This is a genomic window from Stenotrophomonas sp. 112478_Sma, assembly GCF_056479905.1.
Genome location: NZ_CM151072.1, coordinates 464,111 through 486,972, shown reverse-complemented (window position 1 = coordinate 486,972; position 22,862 = coordinate 464,111). Strand labels below are relative to the sequence as shown.

At 67.5% G+C, this 22,862-nt stretch carries 25 protein-coding genes; 10 read left to right on the top strand and 15 right to left on the bottom strand.

Annotated elements, in window-relative coordinates:
• Nucleotides 1-17 precede the first annotated feature (17 nt).
• Nucleotides 18-497 (top strand): winged helix-turn-helix transcriptional regulator, encoded by a 480-nt coding sequence (locus tag ACZK08_RS02225; protein WP_053518243.1) that lies wholly within the window; start codon nt 18-20, stop codon nt 495-497.
• Between the two features lie 46 nt (nt 498-543).
• On the opposite strand, the gene ACZK08_RS02220 is transcribed toward ACZK08_RS02225, so the two are convergent.
• Together ACZK08_RS02220 and ACZK08_RS02215 are read right to left on the bottom strand one after the other, a co-directional pair.
• Nucleotides 544-738, bottom strand: coding sequence for a lana protein (locus ACZK08_RS02220; protein ID WP_065182528.1), 195 nt, complete (start codon nt 736-738; stop codon nt 544-546).
• Between the two features lie 140 nt (nt 739-878).
• Nucleotides 879-1,253 carry a hypothetical protein gene (locus tag ACZK08_RS02215; protein ID WP_053518240.1) on the bottom strand — a complete coding sequence of 125 codons (375 nt, stop codon included), beginning with the start codon at nt 1,251-1,253 and terminating at the stop codon, nt 879-881.
• A 140-nt stretch (nt 1,254-1,393) separates the two neighbouring features.
• Between ACZK08_RS02215 and msrB the strand changes: the two genes are divergently transcribed.
• From msrB to ACZK08_RS02190, 5 genes are all read left to right on the top strand, one after another.
• Nucleotides 1,394-1,861, top strand: coding sequence for a peptide-methionine (R)-S-oxide reductase MsrB (gene msrB / locus ACZK08_RS02210; protein WP_053518238.1), 468 nt, complete (start codon nt 1,394-1,396; stop codon nt 1,859-1,861).
• A gap of 92 nt (nt 1,862-1,953) precedes the next feature.
• A complete protein-coding gene (gene motA, locus ACZK08_RS02205; RefSeq protein ID WP_053518236.1) occupies nt 1,954-2,808 on the top strand; it encodes a flagellar motor stator protein MotA in 855 nt (284 codons plus the stop codon).
• A gap of 3 nt (nt 2,809-2,811) precedes the next feature.
• Nucleotides 2,812-3,750 carry a flagellar motor protein MotB gene (motB, locus tag ACZK08_RS02200; RefSeq protein WP_053518234.1) on the top strand — a complete coding sequence of 313 codons (939 nt, stop codon included), beginning with the start codon at nt 2,812-2,814 and terminating at the stop codon, nt 3,748-3,750.
• 126 nt (nt 3,751-3,876) lie between these two features.
• On the top strand, nt 3,877-4,374 hold the full coding sequence (locus tag ACZK08_RS02195) for a hypothetical protein (protein WP_065182529.1): 498 nt from the start codon (nt 3,877-3,879) through the stop codon (nt 4,372-4,374).
• Between the two features lie 13 nt (nt 4,375-4,387).
• Nucleotides 4,388-4,663, top strand: coding sequence for a DUF4031 domain-containing protein (locus tag ACZK08_RS02190; RefSeq protein ID WP_065182530.1), 276 nt, complete (start codon nt 4,388-4,390; stop codon nt 4,661-4,663).
• A gap of 46 nt (nt 4,664-4,709) precedes the next feature.
• On the opposite strand, the gene ACZK08_RS02185 is transcribed toward ACZK08_RS02190, so the two are convergent.
• Complete coding sequence (locus ACZK08_RS02185) at nt 4,710-5,252, bottom strand: DUF6630 family protein (protein ID WP_053520273.1); 543 nt, start codon at nt 5,250-5,252, stop codon at nt 4,710-4,712.
• A gap of 89 nt (nt 5,253-5,341) precedes the next feature.
• Here ACZK08_RS02185 and ACZK08_RS02180 point away from each other — a divergent pair, with 89 nt between their 5' ends.
• Nucleotides 5,342-5,590 carry a DUF3297 family protein gene (locus ACZK08_RS02180; protein WP_053520274.1) on the top strand — a complete coding sequence of 83 codons (249 nt, stop codon included), beginning with the start codon at nt 5,342-5,344 and terminating at the stop codon, nt 5,588-5,590.
• 62 nt (nt 5,591-5,652) lie between these two features.
• Here ACZK08_RS02180 and ACZK08_RS02175 read toward each other — a convergent pair whose 3' ends face one another.
• The 3 genes from ACZK08_RS02175 to ACZK08_RS02165 form a co-directional block, all read right to left on the bottom strand.
• Nucleotides 5,653-7,296, bottom strand: coding sequence for a Na+/H+ antiporter (locus ACZK08_RS02175; RefSeq protein ID WP_053520275.1), 1,644 nt, complete (start codon nt 7,294-7,296; stop codon nt 5,653-5,655).
• Nucleotides 7,297-7,418: 122 nt separating this feature from the next.
• Nucleotides 7,419-8,207, bottom strand: a complete 789-nt coding sequence (locus ACZK08_RS02170) for a dioxygenase family protein (protein ID WP_065182531.1) — start codon at nt 8,205-8,207, stop codon at nt 7,419-7,421.
• Between the two features lie 31 nt (nt 8,208-8,238).
• Nucleotides 8,239-8,649: a DoxX family protein gene (locus ACZK08_RS02165; protein WP_065182532.1), complete on the bottom strand. Its 411-nt coding sequence runs from the start codon at nt 8,647-8,649 to the stop codon at nt 8,239-8,241.
• 94 nt (nt 8,650-8,743) lie between these two features.
• Between ACZK08_RS02165 and ACZK08_RS02160 the strand changes: the two genes are divergently transcribed.
• Nucleotides 8,744-9,625 carry a LysR family transcriptional regulator gene (locus ACZK08_RS02160; RefSeq protein WP_065182533.1) on the top strand — a complete coding sequence of 294 codons (882 nt, stop codon included), beginning with the start codon at nt 8,744-8,746 and terminating at the stop codon, nt 9,623-9,625.
• A gap of 66 nt (nt 9,626-9,691) precedes the next feature.
• Here ACZK08_RS02160 and ACZK08_RS02155 read toward each other — a convergent pair whose 3' ends face one another.
• Nucleotides 9,692-12,643: a bifunctional diguanylate cyclase/phosphodiesterase gene (locus ACZK08_RS02155; RefSeq protein WP_231107785.1), complete on the bottom strand. Its 2,952-nt coding sequence runs from the start codon at nt 12,641-12,643 to the stop codon at nt 9,692-9,694.
• Between the two features lie 287 nt (nt 12,644-12,930).
• On the opposite strand from ACZK08_RS02155, the gene ACZK08_RS02150 reads away from it, so the two are divergent.
• Nucleotides 12,931-15,042, top strand: a complete 2,112-nt coding sequence (locus ACZK08_RS02150) for a M13 family metallopeptidase (protein WP_065175391.1) — start codon at nt 12,931-12,933, stop codon at nt 15,040-15,042.
• A 331-nt stretch (nt 15,043-15,373) separates the two neighbouring features.
• On the top strand, nt 15,374-15,988 hold the full coding sequence (locus ACZK08_RS02145) for a hypothetical protein (RefSeq protein ID WP_053518857.1): 615 nt from the start codon (nt 15,374-15,376) through the stop codon (nt 15,986-15,988).
• A gap of 39 nt (nt 15,989-16,027) precedes the next feature.
• Here the strand turns inward: ACZK08_RS02145 and ACZK08_RS02140 are convergent, their stop codons facing one another.
• The 8 genes from ACZK08_RS02140 to ACZK08_RS02105 form a co-directional block, all read right to left on the bottom strand.
• Nucleotides 16,028-16,372, bottom strand: coding sequence for a hypothetical protein (locus ACZK08_RS02140; protein ID WP_053518860.1), 345 nt, complete (start codon nt 16,370-16,372; stop codon nt 16,028-16,030).
• A gap of 32 nt (nt 16,373-16,404) precedes the next feature.
• Entirely contained in the window at nt 16,405-17,172 is a 768-nt protein-coding gene (locus ACZK08_RS02135; RefSeq protein WP_065182534.1) for a LytR/AlgR family response regulator transcription factor, read from the bottom strand.
• Nucleotides 17,162-18,424 carry a sensor histidine kinase gene (locus ACZK08_RS02130; protein ID WP_053518853.1) on the bottom strand — a complete coding sequence of 421 codons (1,263 nt, stop codon included), beginning with the start codon at nt 18,422-18,424 and terminating at the stop codon, nt 17,162-17,164. Before ACZK08_RS02130 ends, ACZK08_RS02135 begins: the two co-directional genes overlap by 11 nt.
• Nucleotides 18,425-18,583: 159 nt before the next feature.
• Nucleotides 18,584-20,233, bottom strand: a complete 1,650-nt coding sequence (locus ACZK08_RS02125; protein WP_065182535.1) for a M28 family metallopeptidase — start codon at nt 20,231-20,233, stop codon at nt 18,584-18,586.
• A 54-nt stretch (nt 20,234-20,287) separates the two neighbouring features.
• Nucleotides 20,288-21,556 carry an RNA polymerase sigma factor gene (locus ACZK08_RS02120; RefSeq protein WP_065175393.1) on the bottom strand — a complete coding sequence of 423 codons (1,269 nt, stop codon included), beginning with the start codon at nt 21,554-21,556 and terminating at the stop codon, nt 20,288-20,290.
• A 45-nt stretch (nt 21,557-21,601) separates the two neighbouring features.
• Nucleotides 21,602-21,958 (bottom strand): DUF1428 domain-containing protein, encoded by a 357-nt coding sequence (locus ACZK08_RS02115; RefSeq protein WP_053518847.1) that lies wholly within the window; start codon nt 21,956-21,958, stop codon nt 21,602-21,604.
• Between the two features lie 30 nt (nt 21,959-21,988).
• A complete protein-coding gene (locus tag ACZK08_RS02110; protein WP_065182536.1) occupies nt 21,989-22,399 on the bottom strand; it encodes a VOC family protein in 411 nt (136 codons plus the stop codon).
• A 38-nt stretch (nt 22,400-22,437) separates the two neighbouring features.
• Nucleotides 22,438-22,860 carry a VOC family protein gene (locus ACZK08_RS02105; RefSeq protein WP_065182537.1) on the bottom strand — a complete coding sequence of 141 codons (423 nt, stop codon included), beginning with the start codon at nt 22,858-22,860 and terminating at the stop codon, nt 22,438-22,440.
• Between the last annotated feature and the right edge of the window lie 2 nt (nt 22,861-22,862).

Below are 22,862 nucleotides of genomic sequence, written 5' to 3'. Positions count from 1 at the left end.
TCCCCAGGTTGACGCCCATGGCCGCCCGCCCCCGCGAACTGGACAAGATCGACCGCAGGATCCTGCGCATCCTCCAGGCCGAAGGCCGCATTTCCTTTACCGAGCTGGGCGAGCGCGTGGGCCTGTCGACCACCCCGTGCACCGAGCGCGTGCGCCGGCTGGAGCGCGAGGGCGTGATCACCGGCTATCACGCCCACCTCGATCCCACGGCGCTGAAAGCCAGCCTTCTGGTGTTCGTGGAGATCAGCCTGGCCTACAAGTCCGGCGACATCTTCGAGGAGTTCCGGCGCGCGGCGCTGAAGCTGCCCAACGTGCTCGAGTGCCATCTGGTGTCCGGCGACTTCGACTACCTGCTGAAGGCGCGGATCAGCGAGATGGCCTCCTACCGCAAACTGCTGGGCAGCACCCTGCTGACCCTGCCGCACGTGCGCGAATCGAAGAGCTACATCGTCATGGAAGAGGTCAAGGAGACGCTCAGCCTGCCGATTCCCGAATGAAGGGCCAGAGCCCGCGCTGCGGGTTCCGGCCCTGTTCCAGGGGGCGTCAGCGCTGCTGCGGGTGCTTCATCGAGCCCTGCTGCTGACCTGTCTCCTGCTGTTTGCCGCCCTTCTGCGGCCGCTGCGGGTCCATCTGCTGCTGTTGCTGCTGTTGCTGCTGCGGTTTATGGCTCTGCGCTTCCTTGCCGGGATGACGGTTCTGCGGGTTCTTCATGATCGCGATCCAAAGGACGAAGGACATGCGACGGCGGGATGCCGGCGCAGGGCCACGGTGGTCCTGCGACGGTTAATCACAGGCGAAAAAGCCGTGAGCGGCGGCAGTGTGTTTTCAGGCGTTCAGCCGGCGCGGTCACCACCCGCCGCGGGCGGTGGCGGACTGCCCTATGGCTTGACCTGCTGGCCACTGCCGGCCGGCACACTGTCGTAGTAGCGGCCGGTACGGGAGTCGAACACACGGTTCGGGCCGACCGGCTTGACGCCGGGAACGATGCGCCCGTTGCGGTCATAGACCTTGTCCGGCAGCTTCGGCGCCGGCGTCGGCACCACCTGCGCCGGGCCGGTGGACTTGATCGGCTGCGTCGGCTGCGGTGACGGCAGGACCTGCGGCTGCGGTCTTGCCGGCTGTGGGGGCGGCGTCACCGGCGCTGGCGCCACGGTGGTGGTGCTGCGGGTGGTGGTCGGCGATGTGGTGGGCACCTGGGCCTGTGCCGACAGGGGCAGCAGAGCCGACAGCACCCAGACGGAAAGGGTCTTCATGGCACGCTCCAGCAGGAATCCTCCCCACCATGCGCCCGCGCCCGTGTGCCGCCCATGAACGCAGCTCACACTTGCAAGACGGCGGTCACACCCCCACGTCTGCAGGCATCCCCAGGCCATCGACCCCACGGAGAGCCAGCATGAGTGCCTTCGACCTGACGCCCCCTACCGCCTCCCAGACCGACACCCTGGTTGCCGGCCTCAGCAGCGAAGAACGCCGCGTGCTGCTGCAGCACGGCACCGAAGCACCGTTCTGTGGCGTGTTCCTGGACAACAAGCGTGAGGGTGTCTACTGCTGCCGGCTGTGTGGGCTGCCCCTGTTCCGCTCCAGCACCAAGTTCGATTCCGGCACCGGTTGGCCGAGCTTCTTCGCCCCCTACGACGCGGCACACGTGCGTGAGATCCGCGATACCAGCCACGGCATGATCCGCACCGAGATCACCTGCGCCCGCTGTGGCAGCCACCTCGGCCACGTGTTCCCGGACGGGCCGCCGCCCACCCATGAGCGCCACTGCCTGAACTCCGTCTCACTTTCGTTTGCCGGCAACGGCGAGGCCTGGCCCAACCCGTTGCAGCGTGGCGGTGCGGAAAGCGGCGTGGCGGGCTGAGACAACCCCGCCGACCGGTTTCACAGAATTCCCTCTTCAGAAATCCGCAGGGTGGGCCGACAAGGAGATATCCCCCCTCCCTGCGTTGCCCCATGCTCATCATCGTTGGATTCCTGGTCGTCATCATCAGCGTGATCGGGGGCTACCTCGGTGCCCACGGCCGCCTGGGGGCTCTCTGGCAGCCCTACGAGCTGGTCATCATCGGCGGTGCCGCGCTGGGTGCGTTCCTGGTCGGCACCCCGGCCAAGACGGTCAAGCAGACGCTGCAGGCCATCGTCGGCGTGTTCAAGGGCCCGCGCTACAAGCAGCAGGACTACATCGACGTCCTCAGCCTGCTCTACGAACTGCTCAACAAGGCGCGCCGGGAAGGCTTCATGGCGCTGGAGGACCATGTCGAACGCCCGGCCGAGAGCGCCGTGTTCGGCAACTATCCGAAGGTGCAGGCCGACCACCACCTGATCGATTTCATCACCGACTGCCTGCGCCTGATGATCGGCAGCAACATCGAGCCGCATGAACTGGAGCCGCTGCTCGAACTGGAGCTGGAAAAGCACCACGCCGAAGCGATGGCCCCGTCGCAGGTGCTGACCAAGGTGGCCGACGGATTGCCCGGTTTCGGCATCGTCGCGGCGGTGCTGGGCATCGTCATCACCATGGGCTCGATCGGCGGCGACATCGTCGAGGTCGGCGGCCATGTCGCCGGTGCGCTGGTCGGCACCTTCCTGGGCATCCTGCTCGGTTACGGGTTCGTCGGCCCGATGGCAGCGGCGATGGAAGCACGTGCCGAGCAGGACAGCCGCATCTACGAATCGGTGAAGACCGCACTGCTGGCCTGCCTGCGCGGTTACAACCCGAAGATCGCGCTGGAATTCGCCCGCAAGACGTTGCCGTCGAACGTGCGCCCGGCCTTCTCCGATTTCGAGCAGCACCTGAAGACGGTCAAGTAAGCCATGGCCGAGAGCAAACCCACCGTCATCGTCCGCAAGGTCAGGAAGGCCGGCCATGCCGCCCACCATGGCGGCTCGTGGAAGGTGGCCTATGCCGACTTCGTGACCGCGATGATGGCCTTCTTCCTGGTGCTGTGGCTGATGGCCACCACCAGCAAGAACGATCGTGCGGCCATTTCCGAATATTTCCGCAACCCCAGCCCGCTCAGTGGCCAGAGCGCCACGCCGGCCCCGGGCATGGCCGGGCCCGGCGGTGCCAGCACGTCGATGATCAAGCTCGGCGGCGCCACCGACATCTCGCGTGGCAGCAGCAACGATCCCTTCCAGAACCAGCAGGAAGCCGTGCCGCACCCGGTGGACCAGCAGCAGCGCGACAAGCAGCAGCTGGAACAGCTGATGAAGGAACTGCAGGAAGCGATCAGCCGCAGCCAGGCGCTGGAGCCGTTCAAGGACCAGCTGCTGCTGGACCTGACCCCGGAAGGCCTGCGCATCCAGATCGTGGACAAGCAGAACCGGCCCATGTTCGACCTCGGCAGTGCCACGCTCAAGCCCTACACGCAGCAGATCCTGCATGAGCTGGCCGAGTACCTGAACCACGTGCCGAACCGGATCAGCCTGACCGGCCACACCGACATCACCGCCTACACCGCCGCCCGCGGCTACGGCAACTGGGAACTGAGCGCCGACCGCGCCAATGCGGCCCGCCGCGCCCTGATCGATGGCGGACTGGAGGACAGCAAGATCACCCGCGTGGTCGGCCTGTCCTCCTCGGTGCTGTTCGACCGGGCAGACCCGCAGAACCCGATCAACCGCCGCATCAGCATCGTGGTGATGACCCGCGCCGCCGAGCAGGCCGCGCTGGCCGGCGCCGGTCCACAGGTGGGTCTGTCGGCGCCGGTCATCGACGCGGACGTACAGGCGGCGCAGGGTGAGGCAAAGTAGACGGTGGGTGCGGACCTTGGTCCGCACATCCGGGAAAGCATGCGGACCAAGGTCCGCACCCACCAGGGGCATGGCCCGGCGCACCCGGTACAATGGGGGTCTTTCCGTTTTCAGGTGACACCCCCGATGTCCAAGTCTTCCAAGGCCAAGCGCGACCAGCGCAAGAAGCAGCAGGCCAAGCGCCCGTTCCTCCGTCTGAACGCCCAGCAGCAGGTGCAGAACCACGCCGTGCTGACCAGCGAGGACGGCCAGGTGGTCGCCGCCATCGGCCTGCAGGGTCGCGAGTGGCTGCTGGCCATCGGCGGTCAGACCATGGGCAATGCCGAGAACCCGGTGCCGATGCTGGCCATGCTCAAGCACCTGGCCAACGTGCAGGAGAAGGAAGGCCGCAAGGTCAGCCTGGAGTATTCCGAACTGCTGCAGAAGCTGCTGGATACCCTGGCCGCCGAAGCGGGCCAGACCGCCGACGAGTACCTGGACGCGCTGGTCGCCGAGTTCGAAGGCGTGGAAGCTGAGGGCGAGAGCGCTGAAGGCGATGTGGCCGAAGAAGCCAGCGCTGCCGAAGGTACCGCTGACGCCGAGGCTGCTCCGGCCGCCGACGCCGACGGCAAGCCGCAGGCCTGATCCGGCCGCGGCGGTGACGGTCTACGTCGATGACGCAGTGCATGCCTGGCGCGACCAGCGCTGGGCGCATCTGATGGCCGACACCCTGGTCGAGCTGCACGCCATGGCGGCGCAGCTCGGCATCCCCCGCCGGGCCTTCCAGAACAAGGCCAGCGGCGCGCACTACGACGTCACCACCGAGCTGCGCGCACAGGCGATCGCACTGGGTGCCGTGGCGATTTCACGGCACACGGACCGCGCACAGGTGAAAGCGGTGATCGCCAACGCGCGGGCGCAGTACCGGCCGTAGGCCGCAGCGCCCCCGCCGGGCATGGCCCGGCGAACCGGGATGACGCTCAGAACGGGTCGCTGCCCAGGCGGATTTCCACGTTCAGCAGCGAGCACAGCGCCAGCATGGCGTCGTCGTCACGGGTCAGTGCCATCCAGCCGGTGAAACCCGCGCTGCCGGCATCCACGCTCCACAGCGTGTAGTTGTGCTCGCGCAGGCGGTCGAAGGCGGTGGACATCAGCTGCACGCCATCCAGGTCTTCGGTGAAATCCTCATCGTCCAGGTCGCCGCCCCAGTCAAGCTGCAGGTTGAAGCGCGCGGACAGCTCGTTCACCGCCGATATCAGCGTTTCCAGGTCATCCCGCTCCACCTCGAAGCCGGATTGCCAACCGATCGCGGACAGCAGTGGCGGCAGCCAATCGGCGTCTGCCTCCAGCGGTTCGCCGGCTTCGGCCAGCAGCTCGCGCCAGCGGTTGAACTGCTGCAGCGCCAGCTCCTCGTCGCCCGGGTTGATCAGTACCAGCAGGTTCCAGACCCGCGCTTCGAAGCCATCCTCATCGAAATCATGGACGTCCTCCTCGAAGTCGAAGTAGTCGCTGTTGTCGGGCATGGCGGGAACTCCTCGGGGCAGGCCGGCATTCTACGGTTTATCCTGTATCGCTGAAGCCGGCCTTGGTGGCCGTCACTGTGAATGATGCGATGAGCGATACCCCTCCCGACCACCTGGCGATCAATCCGGCCAGCCCCTTCCATGATGCGCAGGCGCTGGAGCGCGGCGTCGGCGTGCGCTTCAACGACGTCGAGCGCGACAACGTCGAGGAATACTCGGTCAGCGAAGGCTGGATCCGCGTGCAGGCCGGCAAGGCCCGTGACCGTCGCGGCAACCCGATGACGATCAAGGTCAAAGGCAAGGTCGAGGCCTACTTCCTCGACCAGAAGCCGGCCTGACGGAGCCCGGGGTCAGATCCCTTTCCGCGGGAAAGGGATCCGACCCCGATGCACAGGGCCGGTCACTCGCGCTTGCGCGACTCCAGCAGATCCAGGTTGCGGATCAGGCGCCTCGAGATCTCGTCGGAGATCACTCCGCGCCGGGTGAGGCGGAACAGTTCCTCGCGCTCGGCAGTGAGGCCGGCGCTGCGCAACTGGCGATAGCCCTCCTCCATCCGCTTCACCTTCTCCGGATCCACGTCCGGGTTCTCGCGATCCAGGTGCCGCTGATACAGCAGGCTGACCCGCGAGGCCGCGTCGTTGTACAACTGCACGTTCTCGGTGTTCTGGTTCAGCACCAGCTGCTGCCGCTTGCGCTCCACCCCGGCCAGCGCCGCCTTCGAGGACAACCGGCGGGCCAGATCCTCTTCCTTGCGCTCACCGGAGTCGGCCGGCAACTGCAGGCCCTTCAGCAGCTGCGGCAGCGCCACGCTGGCGCCGACCAGCGAGAACAGGATCACCGCTGCAGCCAGGAAGATCACCAGGTCGCGTGCGGGGAACGGGCTGCCATCGGGCAGGAACAGTGGCAGCGTCAGCACGCCGGCCAGGGTGATCGCACCGCGCACGCCCGCCACAGAGGTGGCCACCACGATGCGCCAGTTCGGCGCCTCGCCCCGCTCCAGGCCACGCCGACGCGCACGCAGCAGGTTCCAGCGCAGTGACAGCCACACCCACAGCAGGCGCAGGGCGATCAGGCTGGCATTGATCACCAGCACGTACACCAGCAGCCACCACGCGCTCTGGTGACCGGTCTCGTTCATCGTGGTGGTTGCACGCTCGACGATGCCCGGCAACTGCTCGCCCAGCAGCACGAACATGATGCCGTTGAAGCTGAACTGCAGCATGTTCCACACGCCCGCGCGCTGCACGCGCATGCTGCCGGAAACACGGCCGGTCATTTCCACGTAGCTCATCGAGATGCCGGCCGCGACCGCCGCGAGGATGCCCGAGGCATTGATCTCTTCGGCCAGCAGGTAGGCCGCGAACGGGATCAGCAGGTTGACCAGCATCGCCGCACCCGGCTCTTCACCGAAACGGCGCCACAACCAACGCTGGAAGGTCGACACGCCCAGCGTCACCGCCACGCCCACCGCCAGGCCCGCCACCGCCACCCACAGGAAGGTCAGCGAAGCGGTGGCCAGCGAGAAGGTACCGGTCATCACCGCCGCCACCGCGAAGCGGAAGCAGACCAGACCGGAGGCGTCGTTGAGCAGTGATTCGCCCTCGAGGATGTGCATCAGCCGCTTGGGAATGGGGGCCTTGGAGGCGATCGCTCCAACGGCCACCGGATCGGTCGGCGAAACAATCGCCGCCAGCGCGAAGCACACCGCCAGCGGCATCACCGGGATCATCCAGTGGATCAGCAGGCCGGCGCCGATGACGGTGAACACCACCAGGCCGAACGCCAGCTCGAGAATCGCGCCCTTGTCGCGGAACAGGCCCTGCTTGGGGATGCGCCAGCCGTCAAGGAACAGCAGGGGCGGCAGGAACAGCAGGAAGAACACTTCCGGCTCCAGCGCATGGCCGCGGTTGAACACGCCCGCAATGACCGCGCCCAGACCGATCTGCACCAGTGGCAGCGGCAGTGAGAACGGCAGGACGCGGACGAGGTATCCGCTGGCGACGACCGCCACCAGCATCGCCAGCACGACTTCAATGGTATGCATGCTTCTTCCAGGAAGCGGCGCGCGGGGGGGGGGGGGCATGAAGCCAGCGCCGGAAACCCGGAAAAAACTACCACAGGCGACCACGGCTGCGACAACCGCGGCGACGCTGCGTCAGCACAGGCTCATGCCCCGTCGAAGCGGTAGATGTCCATCGCCAGGAAGCCGCCATCGACGCCGGCATCGATGCGACGTGCGCCGAAGCGGTCGTCACCGGCCGCACCCATCGCGAAGAACAGCGGCAACAGGTGTTCATCGGTGGGATGGGCGCGTTCGGCGAACGGTGCCTGCCGGCGGTAGTCCAACAGCGCCGGGCGGTCATCGGCCGCCAGCCGCTGCTCCACCCACTCGATGAACGGCCGCACATAGGGCGCTTCCTTGCCGTCCTGGTAGTCGCCCCAGTCGTGCAGGTTGTGGGTGATGCTGCCCGAGCCGACCAGCAGCACGCCCTGTTCGCGCAGAGGTGCCAGCGCGCGGCCCAGCGCAAACTGGTGCGCAGGCCCCAGCAACGGCTGGATCGATACCGGCACCACGGGAATGTCGGCCTGCGGACGCAGCAGGCGCAGCGGCACCCAGGCGCCGTGGTCGAGACCACGCTGGGTATCGATGGCCACCGGCAGGCCTGCCGCGGCGATGCGCCCGGCTACGTCTTCGGCCAGCGCAGGATCGCCCGGTGCCGGGTACTGCAGTTCAAACAGCGCGCGCGGGAAGCCGCCGAAGTCATGGACGGTCGGCGGTTGTGGGTGGGCGCCGACCAACGGCTGCCGCCCCAGCCAGTGGGCCGAGGCGATGACGATGGCGCGCGGCGTGGGCAGGTCGCGGGCCAGTTCGGCCAGGCGCACGCCCACCTCGCCCGGCTGCAGCGCAGTCATCGGGGAGCCGTGCGAGATGTACAGCGAAGGCAGGCGGGACATGGAATTCTCCGTTTGCAGTATCAGCCAGCGCTCAACGCGAACGCAGGGTCCAGCGACCGTCACCGACCAGGAACAGCACCACCAGCGCCAGCGCCCAGAAGGCCGGGTACTCCCAGCCACCGCCAGCATTGGCAAAGCCGAAGCCGTTCGCGCCGTGCACGGTGACGATGGTGCCCAGCAACAGGGGCACGCCGGCCAGCCCGAACCAGCGCGCGTAGACACCGAGCAGCAGGGCTGCGGAAATCACCAGTTCTGCCGCGAGGGTGAGGTAACCCAGCACACCCGGCAGACCGAGCGACTCGAAGAACGCCGCGGTACCGGCTGGGGTGAACACCAGCAGCTTGGTCAACGCGTGGACCAGGAACAGGACGCCCAGGGCCAGGCGCAGCAGCGTCGCGCCATAGGGCGCCAGGGGCGGAGCGGAAGCAGCAGAGGTCGTCATGGCGGGGCCTCGAAGGGAAGAAGCACAGCTTATTGCGCCGACCCATGCCAATAAATACGATGATTCGACCGTATTTATTTCATAAGGCGCAACAATGGACACTCTGGACGCCATGCGTGTGTTCGTGGCCGTGGTCGAGCGCAACGGCTTCAGTGCGGCCGCCCAGGCACTGGATCTGTCCACCGCCGGCGTCACCCGGCAGGTTGCGGCGCTGGAGAAGCGCCTGTCGACGCGGCTGCTCCACCGCACCACCCGCCGGGTCAGCCCCACCAGTGCCGGCGCCGCGTACTACGCGCAGTGCGTGCGCCTGCTGGCGGAGTTCGACGCACTGGAGGCCAGCATCGGCGCACAGGCACTGGAACCGTCCGGCCTGCTGCGCATCAATGCGCCGGTCAGCTGGGGCATCGCCCGTCTCGGCCCGCTGCTGGCCGGCTTCCGCGAGCGGTTCCCGCAGGTGGAACTGGACCTGGCCCTGTCCGACCGCCTGGTGGACATGGTCGAAGAAGGCTACGACGTGGCCATCCGCATCACCCGCGAGCCCGGGCCCACGTTGATCGCGCGTCGCCTGGGCGAATCGCGGATCAGCCTGTGCGCGGCGCCCTCCTACCTGGCTGCGCACGGCACGCCGGCCACGCCGCAGGCACTGCAGGATCACGCATGCCTGGGCTACAGCTACTGGGCCGGCGGCGACCAGTGGCCACTGCACGGCCCCGGAGGCGACGTCCAGGTCACGGTGAACAGCGTGCTGCGCGCCAACAACGGCGACGTGCTGCGCGAGGCGGCCATTGCTGGCATGGGCGTGATCCTGCAACCGGATTTCCTGCTCCAGGAGGCGCTGGCCGACGGCCGCCTGGTGCGCATCCTGCCGGACTGGGAAGCGGCGCCGATCGGCATCTTCGCCGTCTACACCAGTCGCAGCCACCTGGCGCCGAAGGTACGCAGCTTCATCGATTACCTGGTGGAGGCCGGGATCTGACCGCGCCACCGGACAACACCCGTGACACGCGGGCGCAAGGCCGTGCCCGGCGAGCCGCAACATGGGCTAGACAGCGACCTCGTCCAGCATGCCGATGATCCGCTCCAGAGGGGCCGGACGTCCCAGCAGGTAGCCCTGCACCTGGTCGCAACCGTGCGCGGCCAGCCAGTCGAGCTGCCCCGGCGTTTCCACGCCCTCGGCAATGATGGTCAGGCCCATGCTGTGGCCCAGCGACAGCAGCGCCCTGCAGATCGATGCGTTGCGCGGATTGGTCTCCACGTCGGCGACGAAGCTGCGGTCGATCTTGAGGATGTCCAGCGGCAGGTGCTGCAGGTAGGACATGCTGGAGTAGCCGGTACCGAAATCATCCAGCGACACGCAGATGCCCTGCTCGTGCAGGCGCTGCATGGTCTGCATCGCCTGCGCCGGCTTGCGCATCAGGCTGCTCTCGGTCAGCTCCACATGCAGCGCGCCGCGGGCCAGGCCGAAGTCCTGCTGGGCACGGGTGAACTCGGCCACCAGGTCGCTGTTGAAGAACTGCACGGCCGACACGTTCACCGCGATCGGCAGATCGCCCCAACCCGCCTCCACCAGGCGCCGCTGCGCCTGGGCCGCCGCACGGATCACCCAGCGCCCCAGGGCCAGGATCAGACCGGTGTCCTCGCACAGCTGGATGAACTCGTTGGGAGGAATGAAGCTGCCATCGGCCTGCGGCCAGCGCAGCAATGCCTCCAGTGCTGCCGGACTGCCGTCGCTGGCGTGCCGGATCGGCTGGAAGTACAGCTGGAACTCGCTGTCGATCGCCGCATGGATGCGCCCGGCCAGGCGCAGGCGATCAGCCAGGCGCGTGGTCACCGCAGCGTCGAACCAGGCCACCACATCCCCTTCGGCGCGCGCGGCGTGCGCCGCCTGTGCCGCCATGCCGATCACCTGCTCGGCGCTGTGGCCATCATCTGCCGTGTGCACCGCCACGCCGATGCGCGGCTCGAACTGGTGCAGCGAATCCTTGCCACGCATCGGTGCCGACACGATCTGCAGCAGATCGTCGAGTACGCGCCGGGTGTCATGCGCGGCGCCGATGGCGAACACGAAATCTTCCGCCGGCTGGAAGGCCAGCGCGCCGTAACGTGCCGCCAGCACAGCCAGGCGCGAGGCCATCGACTGCAGCACCGCATCGCCGATCTCCCGGCCCAGCGTGTCGGCCACCAGCTGCAGGCCACGCAGCTGCACGAAGGCGATGGTATAGCCCTCCGCCTGGGCATCCAGCTGCTCGGTCAGCGCGCGCACGTTGAGCAGCCCGGTCGCCGGGTTGTGCCGCGCCTGGTAAGCCAGGTCGCGCTCATAGGCCATCCGCTCGCTGACATCCTCGGCCAGTACCAGGCAGGCCGGCTGGCCATCGAAATCCAGCCGGGACAAATGCGCGCGCACTTCGAACACACTGCCATCCTTGCGCCGGTGCAGGCGCACGGCAGCATCGGGAAGGTCGCCCACGCGCGCCCGCGCGATGGCTCCCTTGACCTCGTCCCACCCTTCCCGCGGCCGGATGTCGAGGACGCTCATGGTGAGGAATTCCTCACGGCTGTAGCCGTACTGCCGCACGGCCGCATCGTTGACCTCGATGAAGCGCAGCGTGTCCGGATCGAACACCCAGAACGGCGCAGGATTGCGGTCGAACAGCAGGCGGAAGCGCCGTTCGACCTGGTTCATCTGTTCACGGGCCTGATACCGCTCGCTGAGATCGGTGAGCGCGCCGATCATGCGCCGCTGGCGATCGGCCACCGGCACGCGCTGGCCCCGCGCGCCGACCCAGCGCACCGCACCCCCCGGCAGCACCAGGCGGAATACCTCATCCATCACCGCGTTGCCGGCAAATGCCTGGTCAAACGCCTTCTGCAGCCGTGCGGCATCATCGCGGTGCACCCGGGCAAAGAAATCGGCCACCGGCAGCGCGTCGGTCTGTACGCCGAAGATCTCGCGTGCCAGCGGTGACCAGCGCAGCAGTGCAGCGTCCTCATCGACATACCAGGTGCAGACCCGCCCGACCTGATGGGCCAGCCGCAGTTCCGCATTGCCGGCCTGCAGTTCCTCGGCCATCGATTGCTGCCGGCGGATCGTTCGCCGGACGGCGAACAACAGCACCAGCAGCACGGCCACATAGACCAGCACGATGGCCACCGATGCCTGCAGGTAGGGCCACCACGGCGCCAGCACGTCCTTTTCGGCCAGGCCCACCTGCACCGCCAGCGGGTTGCGTTCCAGCGTACTGATGGTGGTGATGCGCGGCACGCCGTCGACCACGCCGGGCATGTTCCCCAGTTCGATCACCGCCTGCCTGCCGAGCAGATCGCGCCCGGGCAGCTCGTAGCGGTGTCCGACCGTGCCATGCGGATCGGGCACGCGCGCCAACATATAGCCTTCGGCATCACTGATCGACACCAGGCCGTTCGGGCCCACGTCCAGCCCGCCGATGATGCGCTGCAGTTCGCCGCAGCGCAGGCGCGCCAGCAGCCAGCGGTCGTCGTCCAGCGGCAGCGCCAGCGGCACCACCCAGCCATCATCGCTGCCCCGCTGCGGCGGCCCGATGTACAGCGCACTGCCAGGGCCGCGCCGTTGCGGATCGGTCCACAGGGGCAGCTGCAGGTCGCCCTGGCCCGCGGTCAGCGCACGTCCGTAGCTGTCGAGCACCACGATGCTGTGCAGCTCGGCGTGCCGTTGCAGCACGCCGGCCACGGCCGCATCGAGCAGCCGCGGTGCCTGTGCCGGCACGCTCCGGAACAGCTCGGCGGCGTCGGCGGAAATGCCGCCCATTGCCCGCTCCAGATTGCGCAGCTGCAATGCCAGCAGGCGCTCGCTGCCGACCGCCAGTGCCCGGCTCTGCCGCTGCGCCGCTTCCAACCGCCGATGGTGGTCATTGACCAGCATCATCGCCAGACCGGCCACCAGCAGCACGCCCAGCACCACCCCGCCCCAGGTGATGGCGCGCAGTGGCCGGGCCAACGCGCGTCTCAGCGCGGGCATCGGTGGGTGTTCCCTGTCCAGTCGGCTGGCTTCATGCGCGAACGATTCCTCCACATCCCCGACCTCAGCGGCCGGCGACTGCCATTCTTGACCGCCGGGCCCGCCACGCCGGATCACCGCCCTGCGTCCGCGCGGGGGTCCGGCATGCAGCATGCACCACGGCGGTGACGGCGTGAAGATCGCCGCACCGCGTTCAGCCAGATCGTGCACAGCCTTGCGCCACAACGGTGCGACCCATCGCATCGGAGCGGATTAGACTTGGCGTTTTCCCGCCGCAAGAGAAGTCCATGTCCAAGCTGCGCCGTCCCACCCTGGCACTGGCCATTGCTGCCAGCCTGTCCCTGGCCGCCTGCGACCGCGCCGCCGATCCGGCGGCCAGTACCGCCGCGCCGGCCGCATCCGCCCCCGCAGCCGCCAAGCCGATGCTGGGCAGCTTCGGCTTCGATGCCAGCGGCATGGATCGCAGCATCGCCGCCGGCGACGATTTCTTCGGCTTCGCCAATGGCACCTGGGTGAAGAACACCCAGATCCCCGCCGACCGCTCGCGCTTCGGCAGCTTCAACGTCATCGCGGAGAAGACCCAGGCCGACACCCGCGCCATCCTCGAAGGCGCTGCCGGCAATGCCCAGGCCAGCGGCGAGGACAAGCTGATCGGCGATTACTACGCCGCGTTCATGGATGAGGCCGGCATCGAGCAGCGGGGTATCGCACCGGTGCAGCCGCAGCTGAAGGCGATCGATGCGATCACTGACAAGGCCGGCCTGGCCCGCGCGCTGGGCGGCGACATGCGCGCCGATGTCGACCTGCTCAATGCCACCAACTTCTACACCGACCGCCTGTTCGGCCTGTGGGTCTCGGTCGATCTGCTGCAGCCGGACCGCACCGCGCCGTATCTGGTGCAGGGCGGACTTGGCATGCCCGACCGCGACTTCTATCTGGGCGACGGCCGCATGGCCGAACTGCGCAAGCAGTACCAGGCCTATATCGCGCAGCTCCTGCAGCTGGCCGGCAGCGCCGACCCGGCCGGCAAGGCGCAGCGCATCGTTGCGCTGGAAACGAAGATCGCGCAGGCGCACGCCACCCAGGAAGAAACCAACGACGTGACCAAGGGTGCCAACCCCTGGACCCAGGCTGACTTCAACGCCAAGGCCCCGGGCATGGACTGGACCGCCTTCCTCGATGCCGCTGCACTGGGCAAGCAGCAGGACTTCATCGTCTGGCAGCCCAGGGCGGTGGCCGGGCTGTCCAGGCTGGTGGCCACCGAGCCGCTGGAGGTCTGGAAGGATTACCTGGCCTTCCATGCGCTGGATCGCGCCGCGGCGTACCTGCCGAAGAAGTTCGCCGATGCCCGCTTCGCCTTCCACGGCACCGCGCTGAGCGGCACGCCGCAGCAGAGCGATCGCTGGAAGCGCGCGGTGGATGATGCCAACCACGCCGTCGGTGAGGCCATCGGCAAGCGCTATGTCGAGAAGCACTTCGACGCCAGGACCAAGGAGCGCGCGGACGAAATGGCGAAGAACATCATCGCCGCGTTCGCCAGGCGCATCGACGCGCTGTCGTGGATGTCGCCGCAGACCAAGGCCAGCGCCAAGGCAAAGGTGGCCGGCCTGACCGTGGGCATGGGGTATCCGGAAAAATGGCGCGATTACAGCGGTCTGGAAATCCGCCGCGACGACCCGCTGGGCAATGCACAGCGCGCCGAGCTGTTCGAGTACCAGCGCAACATCGCCAAGCTGGGCAAGCCGGTCGACCACGGTGAGTGGGCGATGCTGCCGCAGACCATCAACGCGATGAACGTGCCGCTGGAGAACCGCCTGGTGTTCCCGGCCGCGATCCTGCAGCCGCCGTTCTTCGATGGGGCCGCCGATGATGCGGTGAACTACGGTGCGATCGGTGCGGTGATCGGCCATGAGATCAGCCACGGGTTCGACAATGCCGGCGCGCTGTTCGACGAGACCGGCAAGCTGCACAACTGGTGGACCGCCGAGGACCTGAAGCAGTTCAACGCCGCCGGCGACGCGCTCGCGGCCCAGTTCAGCAGTTACGAGCCGTTCCCCGGCGTGCACGTCAACGGCAAGCTGACGCTGGGCGAGAACATCGCCGACGTCGCCGGTCTGGGAACGGCGTACGACGCCTACCAGCTGTCGCTGCAGGGCAAGCCGGGCCAGACCCTGGAAGGCTTCACCCCGGACCAGCGCTTCTTCCTCGGCTTCGCCCAGGCATGGCGCAGCAAGAGCCGCGAGCAGGCGCTGCGCAATTCGCTGCTGACCGACGTGCACGCGCCGGGCCAGTTCCGCGCGCTCACCGTGCGCAACATCGACGCCTGGTACCCGGCGTTCGAGGTGAAGGAGGGCCAGAAGCTGTACCTGGCCCCCGACAAGCGGGTCAAAGTCTGGTGAGATGAGGGAAACGGGCGCCGCGAGGCGCCCGTTTTCATCCGCACCGGGCCTGGCAGGCTGCGCGGTCGGTGCCGATTCAGGCCGAAGACGAGGCCGATTGCCGGGATCCCTGCTCATCCCCGGTTTCATGTGCGCCCGCAGCACGTTTCACCCTGCGACATCCTGTCGCAGGGTGCGGGCACTGTGCTGCATCGCACAAAACTTCACCCGGCCGGACAAGACCCTTACGCCGCTTGGCGTTCCGCCCATTGCACCGCTCGCTGGAAGTGCTAGAACTGAACCCGCCACACCGTCCAACGCTGATCGACGCACGTTCCACAAGGAGCCAGCCATGATTGCTTTGTTCAAGGGTTTGGGAATTCTGCTTCGCGACAACGAGCTCTACAGCAGCCCGTTCGACAAACAGGTCGCGCACTGGCGCAATCTCAGCGAGCAGCAGATCCGCGATGAAGTGGCGGTGCTGGCCCAGGCCAAGTGCCAGTGGCTGATCGCCTCCATCATCGGCTGGCAGGCGGCGTCGCTGGTGATTCTGGGCCTGATCGCCAACTACCTGTGGCGTGACGACTTCCATATCACCTTCACCCGCGTGGTGATCGTGTTCGGCTCATGGGTCTCGATCCTGTTCGTGATCTGGTTCATGGCCAACATGTTCGACCAGCAGGCCGGCTTCGAGCGCTGGATGAAAGCCTTCAACAGCCGGGCCCGCATCAGTTCCAAGGCCGACAGCGTCGAGCATGTGGCCGAGGCGCTGGACCTGGCCGAGCACTACCCGGAAGTGCTGGACTACAAGCAGGCGGTCACCGCCAGGCGCGAGCTGCGCCATGAGGACATCCGCATCATGACCGAGATCGGACGGATGAAGCAGCACTCCGAACTGGTCGGGCGGCTGAACCATGTAGGCGAAACCGAACACCATCACGAACTGACGCTGCAGCCTGCCTACTGACCCTTGCGGAAAACGGGGGGGTCCACAATGCCACCGTGATCACTCACGGTGGCATTGTTCTATCGGGTCCTGGCTGACGCATTGGTGGAAGCCCTCGGGCAGGCCTCGCATGGTTTCGGTTTGGCCTACGGCCACCGAAAAACGCCGCAGGGGCGGCGTGGCGCAGGTGGCCTCGGTGCTGCAGGCCGGATCCAGCACGAGATAGTGGCACCTGCCACTGCTGCTGGCGATGCATTGGAACCGCGCCTGACCATCGACGACGGTGCCCTTGCTGTACAGCGTGTCCACGCCGTTGGCGCGCGCGCGGGTAATCGAGGAATTACTGGATTTTTCGCAGCCGGCCAGTGCCAGCAGCACAGCACACACAAGCAGCAGACGGGGCATGGTCATTCCTCGGGGCAGATGCAACGTCGCGGCTACATGCCGCGGAACAGGCTCATGAAGGGCTGGCTGACCACCAGCGTTTCCGGCCGCTGGCGCAGGCGCAGCACACCGCGCCCGGTATCGTCGCGGCTGACCGCAGCGACCGATTTCATGTTGACGATGGTCGAGCGGTGGATCTGGCGGAAGTGCTGCGGATCGAGCACTTCCAGCAGTTCGCGCAGCGGGGTGCGCAGCAGGCTCTCGCCGGCGGCGGTGATCACGGTGGTGTACTTGTTGTCCGCGCGGAAGTAGACCACGTCCTCCAGCATGATCAGCTGGGTCTCGCGGCCATTGCTGGCGGTGATCCACGCCAGCGGCGGGCGGTCATCGTTCTGTCCCGGTCCCAGACGCTGCAGCAGGCGTTCCAGCACCGCATCATCGTGGCGCGTGGAGGGCAACCGTGCCAGGATGCGCTCGCGCGTGGCCAGCAGGCGCTCATCGCTGACCGGCTTGAGCAGGTAGTCCATCGCACCCTGTTCGAAGGCATCGATGGCGTACTGGTCGTAGGCGGTGACGAACACCACCTGCGTGCGCGGGCTGAGCTCGGACAGTGCACGCGCGACCTCGATGCCGGTGATGCCCGGCATGCGGATGTCGAGGAAAGCGATGTCCGGCTGCTTCTCGGCCAGCTGCTCCAGTGCACTGGCGCCGTCTTCGCACTCGGCCACCAGCTTCAGCTCCGGCCACAGCCGGCGCAGCTGGTCCACCAGCGACTGCCGCAGCAGTTCCTCGTCCTCTGCAATCAGGGCTTCAAGCGGCATGGCTGCGTTCCTTGCTGGATGGCGGCAATGTCATGGTCGCAGCAACGCCGCTGGGGAAATTGGCGACGATCGCTACGCCGGACTGCTCGCCGCAGGTCAGGCGCAGCCGCTCGCGCAGGTTCTTCAGGCCGATGCCGGTGCCACTGGTGGTGCCTTGGCTGAAGCCGAGCCCATCATCGGCCACGGTCACCGTCACGTGGTCGTCGAAGCCGCGCGCCAGGATCCAGATCGTTCCACCTCCCGGCTTGGGCTCCAGGCCGTGCTTGATCGCGTTCTCGACCAGCGTCTGCAGCGCCATCGCCGGCAGCTTCACCGCATGCAGTTCCGGCGGCACCTGCACCTCCACCGCCAGCCTTGCGCCCATGCGGATCCGCAGGATCTCCAGGTACGCGCGGGTACGCTCCAGCTCCACGCCGAGGGTCGACATCGATTCGTCCACCTGCGGCAACGAACTGCGCAGGTACTGGATCAGGTGTCCCAGCATCTGCTCGGCCCGCGCCGGATCGGTGCGGGTCAGCACTTGGGCATTGGCCAGCGTGTTGTACAGGAAGTGCGGCTCGACCTGCGCGTGCAGCAGGTTCAGGCGCGCCACCGACAGCTCCTTTTCCACCTGGGTCTGCTCCGCGGCGGCCTGCTCGGTGCGGCGCTGGTCGGCCACCCGACGGCTGATCGCACGGGTGACCGCTTCGGCATTCTCGTAGTTGCTGCCTTCGTCCAGCGCCAGCAGATCGGCCCACCAGCCCGCATCGGGCTCGAACAGCAGGGTGACGGTACTGGTGCCCTGCCCGGGCGTGACCGTGGCCAGCACGCCGTTGCGCTTGATCGCCAGCCGCGCGGGCAGGTTCCAGCGCGAGGGCTGGCGGCCGTTCCAGGGGTCGACGCGGCGCACGTAGGCGCGCACCTGCAGGCTGCCGGCCGCGCTTTCCACGTCCTCTACCCGGGGCAGCTCGGCCACGGCCGCCTCGACCACGGCAAAGGCCTGGCCGGCATCCATCGGCAGTTCCACCTGCCGACGCTGGCGCCCGGACAGCGTGCTCGCGTCCAGGCGCCCGGCCACCAGCCAGACCCGGCGCACATGGCTGATCGCACTGCCCAGCGCGGTAATCATCAGGAACATCGCCAGCAGGCCGAAGATCCAGCCCGGGCCATCGTTCATGCCGCTGAAGATGCCGCTCCAGACCATGCCGGCCACGACCAGCGCCGCGGCCCAGGCCAACAGATGACGGAAAATGAGAGTGAGGCTGGCGAACACGGCGGCGCCTTGGTGAAAGGGGTAAGCCGAGCATAGGGCGGCCTGCCGGGCAGACAAGCGGCCTGCGACGAAGTGCGGGAAAGCCGCGATGGAACCCCTCACGGAAACGCCGGGCGTGGCCCGGCGCTACCGGGGGGCGGGGCAGCGCCCCGCCTTCCCTTACTTCCGCTGCCCCGCGCTTTCGTCACGCACGGCGCGGAACGACTCGTCCTTGCTCCAGTTCGGCCAGCTGCGCGAGTTCGCCAGCTGGTTGCCCAGGGTGTACAGCACCTCCAGGTCGCGGGCGGCGCCGGCGAACACCCAGTCCGGCTGCCACTCGTCGCCCTGCTGGTGGTAGCGCTTGGCGGTGTAGTCCTCCGACGCCTTCCTGCCAGCAGCCACGCCCCCGTCCACCCAGTCCTGTCCGGCCGACCAGGACAGCGCCGGCACGCCGCGCTTGGCGAACGGGAAATGGTCAGAGCGGAAGAACAGGCCCGCTTCCGGCTTCGGATCGGGCGTATAGCGGATGTCCCAGCCCTTGGCCACCTCTTTCAGCTGGTCCAGCAGCTCGAAGCGCGCGGCACCGTAGATGCCGAAGTCGCGCGAGGGGCCGAACGGCGCCATGCCATCCATGTTGATCACCGCCACGGTCTTCTCCAGCGGATACAACGGATGGGTCGCGTAGTACTCCGAACCCAGCAGGCCCTTTTCTTCGGCGGTGACCGCCAGGAACAGCAGCGAGCGCTGCGGCTGCTTGCCCTTGGCGAAGCCACGGGCCAGTTCGATCAGCGAAGCGGTGCCACTGGCATTGTCCAGCGCACCGTTGAAGATGCGGTCGCCGCGGGCATCGGGCTCGCCCACGCCGATGTGGTCCCAGTGGGCGCTGTAGATCACGGTCTCGTCCGGGTGGCTGCTGCCTTCCAGCCGCGCCGCCACGTTGTGCGAGGTGATCACCTCGGTCTTCACCGCATACTTCGCGTCCAGGCTGGCGCCGGTCAGCGTGACCGGCGTGAAGTCGCGCTGCTGCGCCTTCTTCTTCAGTGCCTCGAAATCCTGGCCGGCCGCGCGGAACAGGTCCACGGCCAGGTCGCGCTGGATCCAGCCTTCCAGCAGAGGGTGACTGTCGGCCGGGTTGTCGCGCACCACATCGAACATGGTGTTGGTGTTGGAGCCGGCCACCGTTGCCCAGCCGTACGAGGCCGGTGCGGTCTCATGCACGATCAGCACGCCCAGCGCGCCCTGGCGTGCGCCTTCCTCGTACTTGTAGGGCCAGCGGCCGTACCAGGTCATGCCCTTGCCGTCGAAGTCGCCCTTACCGGTCTCGAAGTCCGGGTCGTTGATCAGCACGACCGCGATCTTGCCCTTCAGGTCCACGCCCTTGAAGTCGTCCCAGTTGCGCTCCGGGGCCTTCACGCCGTAGCCGAGGAAGACCAGCGGCGCCTTGCTGATGTCCACCGTGCTGGCGCCGTTCATGGCCGCGCGCACGGCGATCTGCTTGCCCTGCTCCAGCGCGATGGTCCTGTCACCCTGATGCAGGGCCAGCTGCGGCGTCCCCACGATGTCGCCCTTGCGCAGCGGCACGGCCTGGGTCCACAGGCGCTTGCCGTCCTTCAGGTCGCCGCCCGGCTGCAGCCCGGCGTCTGCAAACTGCTTGCTCAGGTAGGCGATGGTCTTCGCTTCGCCCGTCGTGGCCGGCGAACGGCCCTCATAGGCGTCCGAGGCCAGTTCCTTCACGTCGGCGGAAATCCGCGCGCCATCGAATTTCGGCGTGGCCGCCATCAGCGCGCCCGACACCGACAGGGCCAGCACGCCCAGTGCTACTCGCTTCATTGCTCTCTCCAGCAGGGAAATCCCAGCCGAGTGTACAAAAGGGGCCCGAGGGATTTAAGGCGCTTTTGGCACTGTCGGATGGGCCCGTGCCAGCAGGTGATCGCGTTCGCGCACGTTGTCGGTGAGCGCGGCAGCGGCCTGGAACGCCTGCCGGGCGTCTTCGACCCGACCCAGGTGCTGCAGCACCTCGCCACGGACGACCTGCAACGGTGCGTAGTCACGCAGACGGTCATCGGAGAGCAGCGGCTGCAGATGCGCCCAGGCAGCGAACGCGCCCTCACTGCGCAGGATGGCCACCACCCGGTTCAACGCCACCACAGGCGAAGGCTGGATCTGCAGCAGCCGCGAATACAGCCCGGCGATGCGCGCCCAATCGGTCTGGTCGGCCTGGCGCGCCGTTGCGTGGCACTCGGCAATGCAGGCCTGCAGCACGTAGGGATCGTCGCTACCGCCGGCCGACAGCGCGCGCGCCAGCGCCTGCCGCCCGCGTTCGATCTGCAGCCAGTCCCAGCGTGCGCGGTTCTGCTGGTCCAGCAGCACCGGCCGGCCCTGCGCATCCACCCGCGCCGCGGCGCGCGACGCCTGCAGTTCCATCAGTGCCAACAGTCCCAGCACGGCGGCGGCCGGCATGCGGTGGGCGAGAATGCGCGCCAGGCGAAGCGCCTCCTCGCACAGCGCTGGCCGCATCCAGTCATCGCCGGCACTGGCGGCATAGCCTTCGTTGAACACCAGGTAGATCGCTTCCAGCACGGAGGCCAGGCGCGCGGGCAACGCTTCGGCACGCGGCACTTCATAGGGCACCTGCTTCTGCGCGAGCGTGCGCTTGGCACGCACCACGCGCTGGGCGATGGTCGGTTCCGGTTGCAGGAACGCGCGCGCGATCTCGCTCGTGGTCAGCCCGCCGAGCAGGCGCAGGGTCAGCGCCACGCGCGCGTCGGCGGGCAGTACCGGATGGCACGCCACGAACATCAGGCGCAGCAGATCGTCGCCAAGATCGTCTTCCAGCGCGGTGCTGTCATCGGGTGCCGGCAGCGCGGCCGGATGCAGCGCCTCGCCCCACTGCGCATGCTGCTGCGCCACCCGCTGGTGCTGGCGCAGTACATCGATGGCCCGGTTGCGCGCAGTGGTCATCAGCCAGGCTCCAGGATTGTCCGGGATGCCCTGCTCCGGCCAACGCTCCAGCGCAGCCAGCCAGGTGTCCTGGGCCAGTTCCTCGGCACGGCCGACATCACCGCCGAGCAGCCGCGCCAGGCGCGCGATCAACACTGGCGATTCCATCCGCCAGAGAGTCTCCAGGCGCTGGGTCAGGGAGGGCTCGTGCATGCGTCGATCACAGCATGCACGTTCCCGCCGCACAAGCACCGGCAGTCACGCTTCGACGATGGGCCTGAAACCGCCCCAGAACATCCGCCGGGTATCGAACGGCATGTCCTTCGGGCCGATGCCGGCCAGGCGCGGATCGGCCATCACCTTCGCGTTGATGCGGTCACGTGCCGCACGCGATCGGAACACCACGAAGGCCACGATCACGGTCTCGCCCGGCTTGGCCTTCACCGCACGCGGGAACGAGGTCGACGTGCCGGGTTCCACGTCGTCGGCCACGCATTCCATGTACTGAAGCGCACCGTGATCCTTCCACACCGCACCGGCCTTGCGGGCAAGGCGGCGGTAGGCCGCGACCTTGTCCTCCGGGCACGGCAGCACATAGGCATCGACGTAAGCCATGAGCGTTCTCCTGTCGTCCGGCGTAGCCGCTCAGCCCGGCTCGCCGTCCATGTGGACGATTTCCCAGAGATGTCCGTCCAGGTCCTGGAAGCCACGCTGGTACATGAAACCCTCGTCGCGCGCCGGCTGCGGTTCACTGGCACCGGCGGCAAGTGCCTTGTCCACCATCACGTCCACTGCGTTGCGGCTGTCGGCGGACAGGCAGGTGATCACCTCGGTCTGCGCCTGCGCGTCGGCGATCGCCTTGGTGGTGAACTGCTGGAAGAACGGCTTGACCAGCAGCATCACGAAGATGCTGTCGCTGACCACCATGCAGGCCGCGTTCTCATCGGTGAACGCCGGGTTGAAGTGGTAGCCCAGTGCGGCGAAAAAGGCCTTGGACTTGTCCAGATCCTGCACGGGCAGGTTGACGAAGATCATCTGCGGTTGCGGTGTGCTCATTGCTCAGGTTCCCTGGGAAATGGAAAGAAGGCGGGCGATCAGGGCTGCTTCATGCAGTTGACCATCCACGGCTTGCCGTAGCGATCGGTCAACATGCCCCAGCGGTGCGCCCAGAACGTCTCGGCGATCGGCATCTGCACCTGGCCCCCATCGGCCAGCGCGGCGAACACGCGCTCGGCCTCCTCGATGCTGTCGACATCGACATTGATGGTGGTCGAGCCGCCTTCGCCGGCACCGGGGCCGTCGGCGGCCATCAGGATGGCACTGCCGATTTCCAGCTGGCTGTGGGCCACGTGGTCAAGGGTGTCGGCCGGCATCTCGTTGCATCCCGGCGAGCCGTCGGAGGGGGGCATGTCGCGGTACTTCATTTCCGAGGTGACCTGGCCACCCAGGGCCTTGGCGTAGAAGGCCATCGCCTCGTGGGCCTGGCCGCTGAAGCCAAGGAAGGGAATCAGTTTCATCG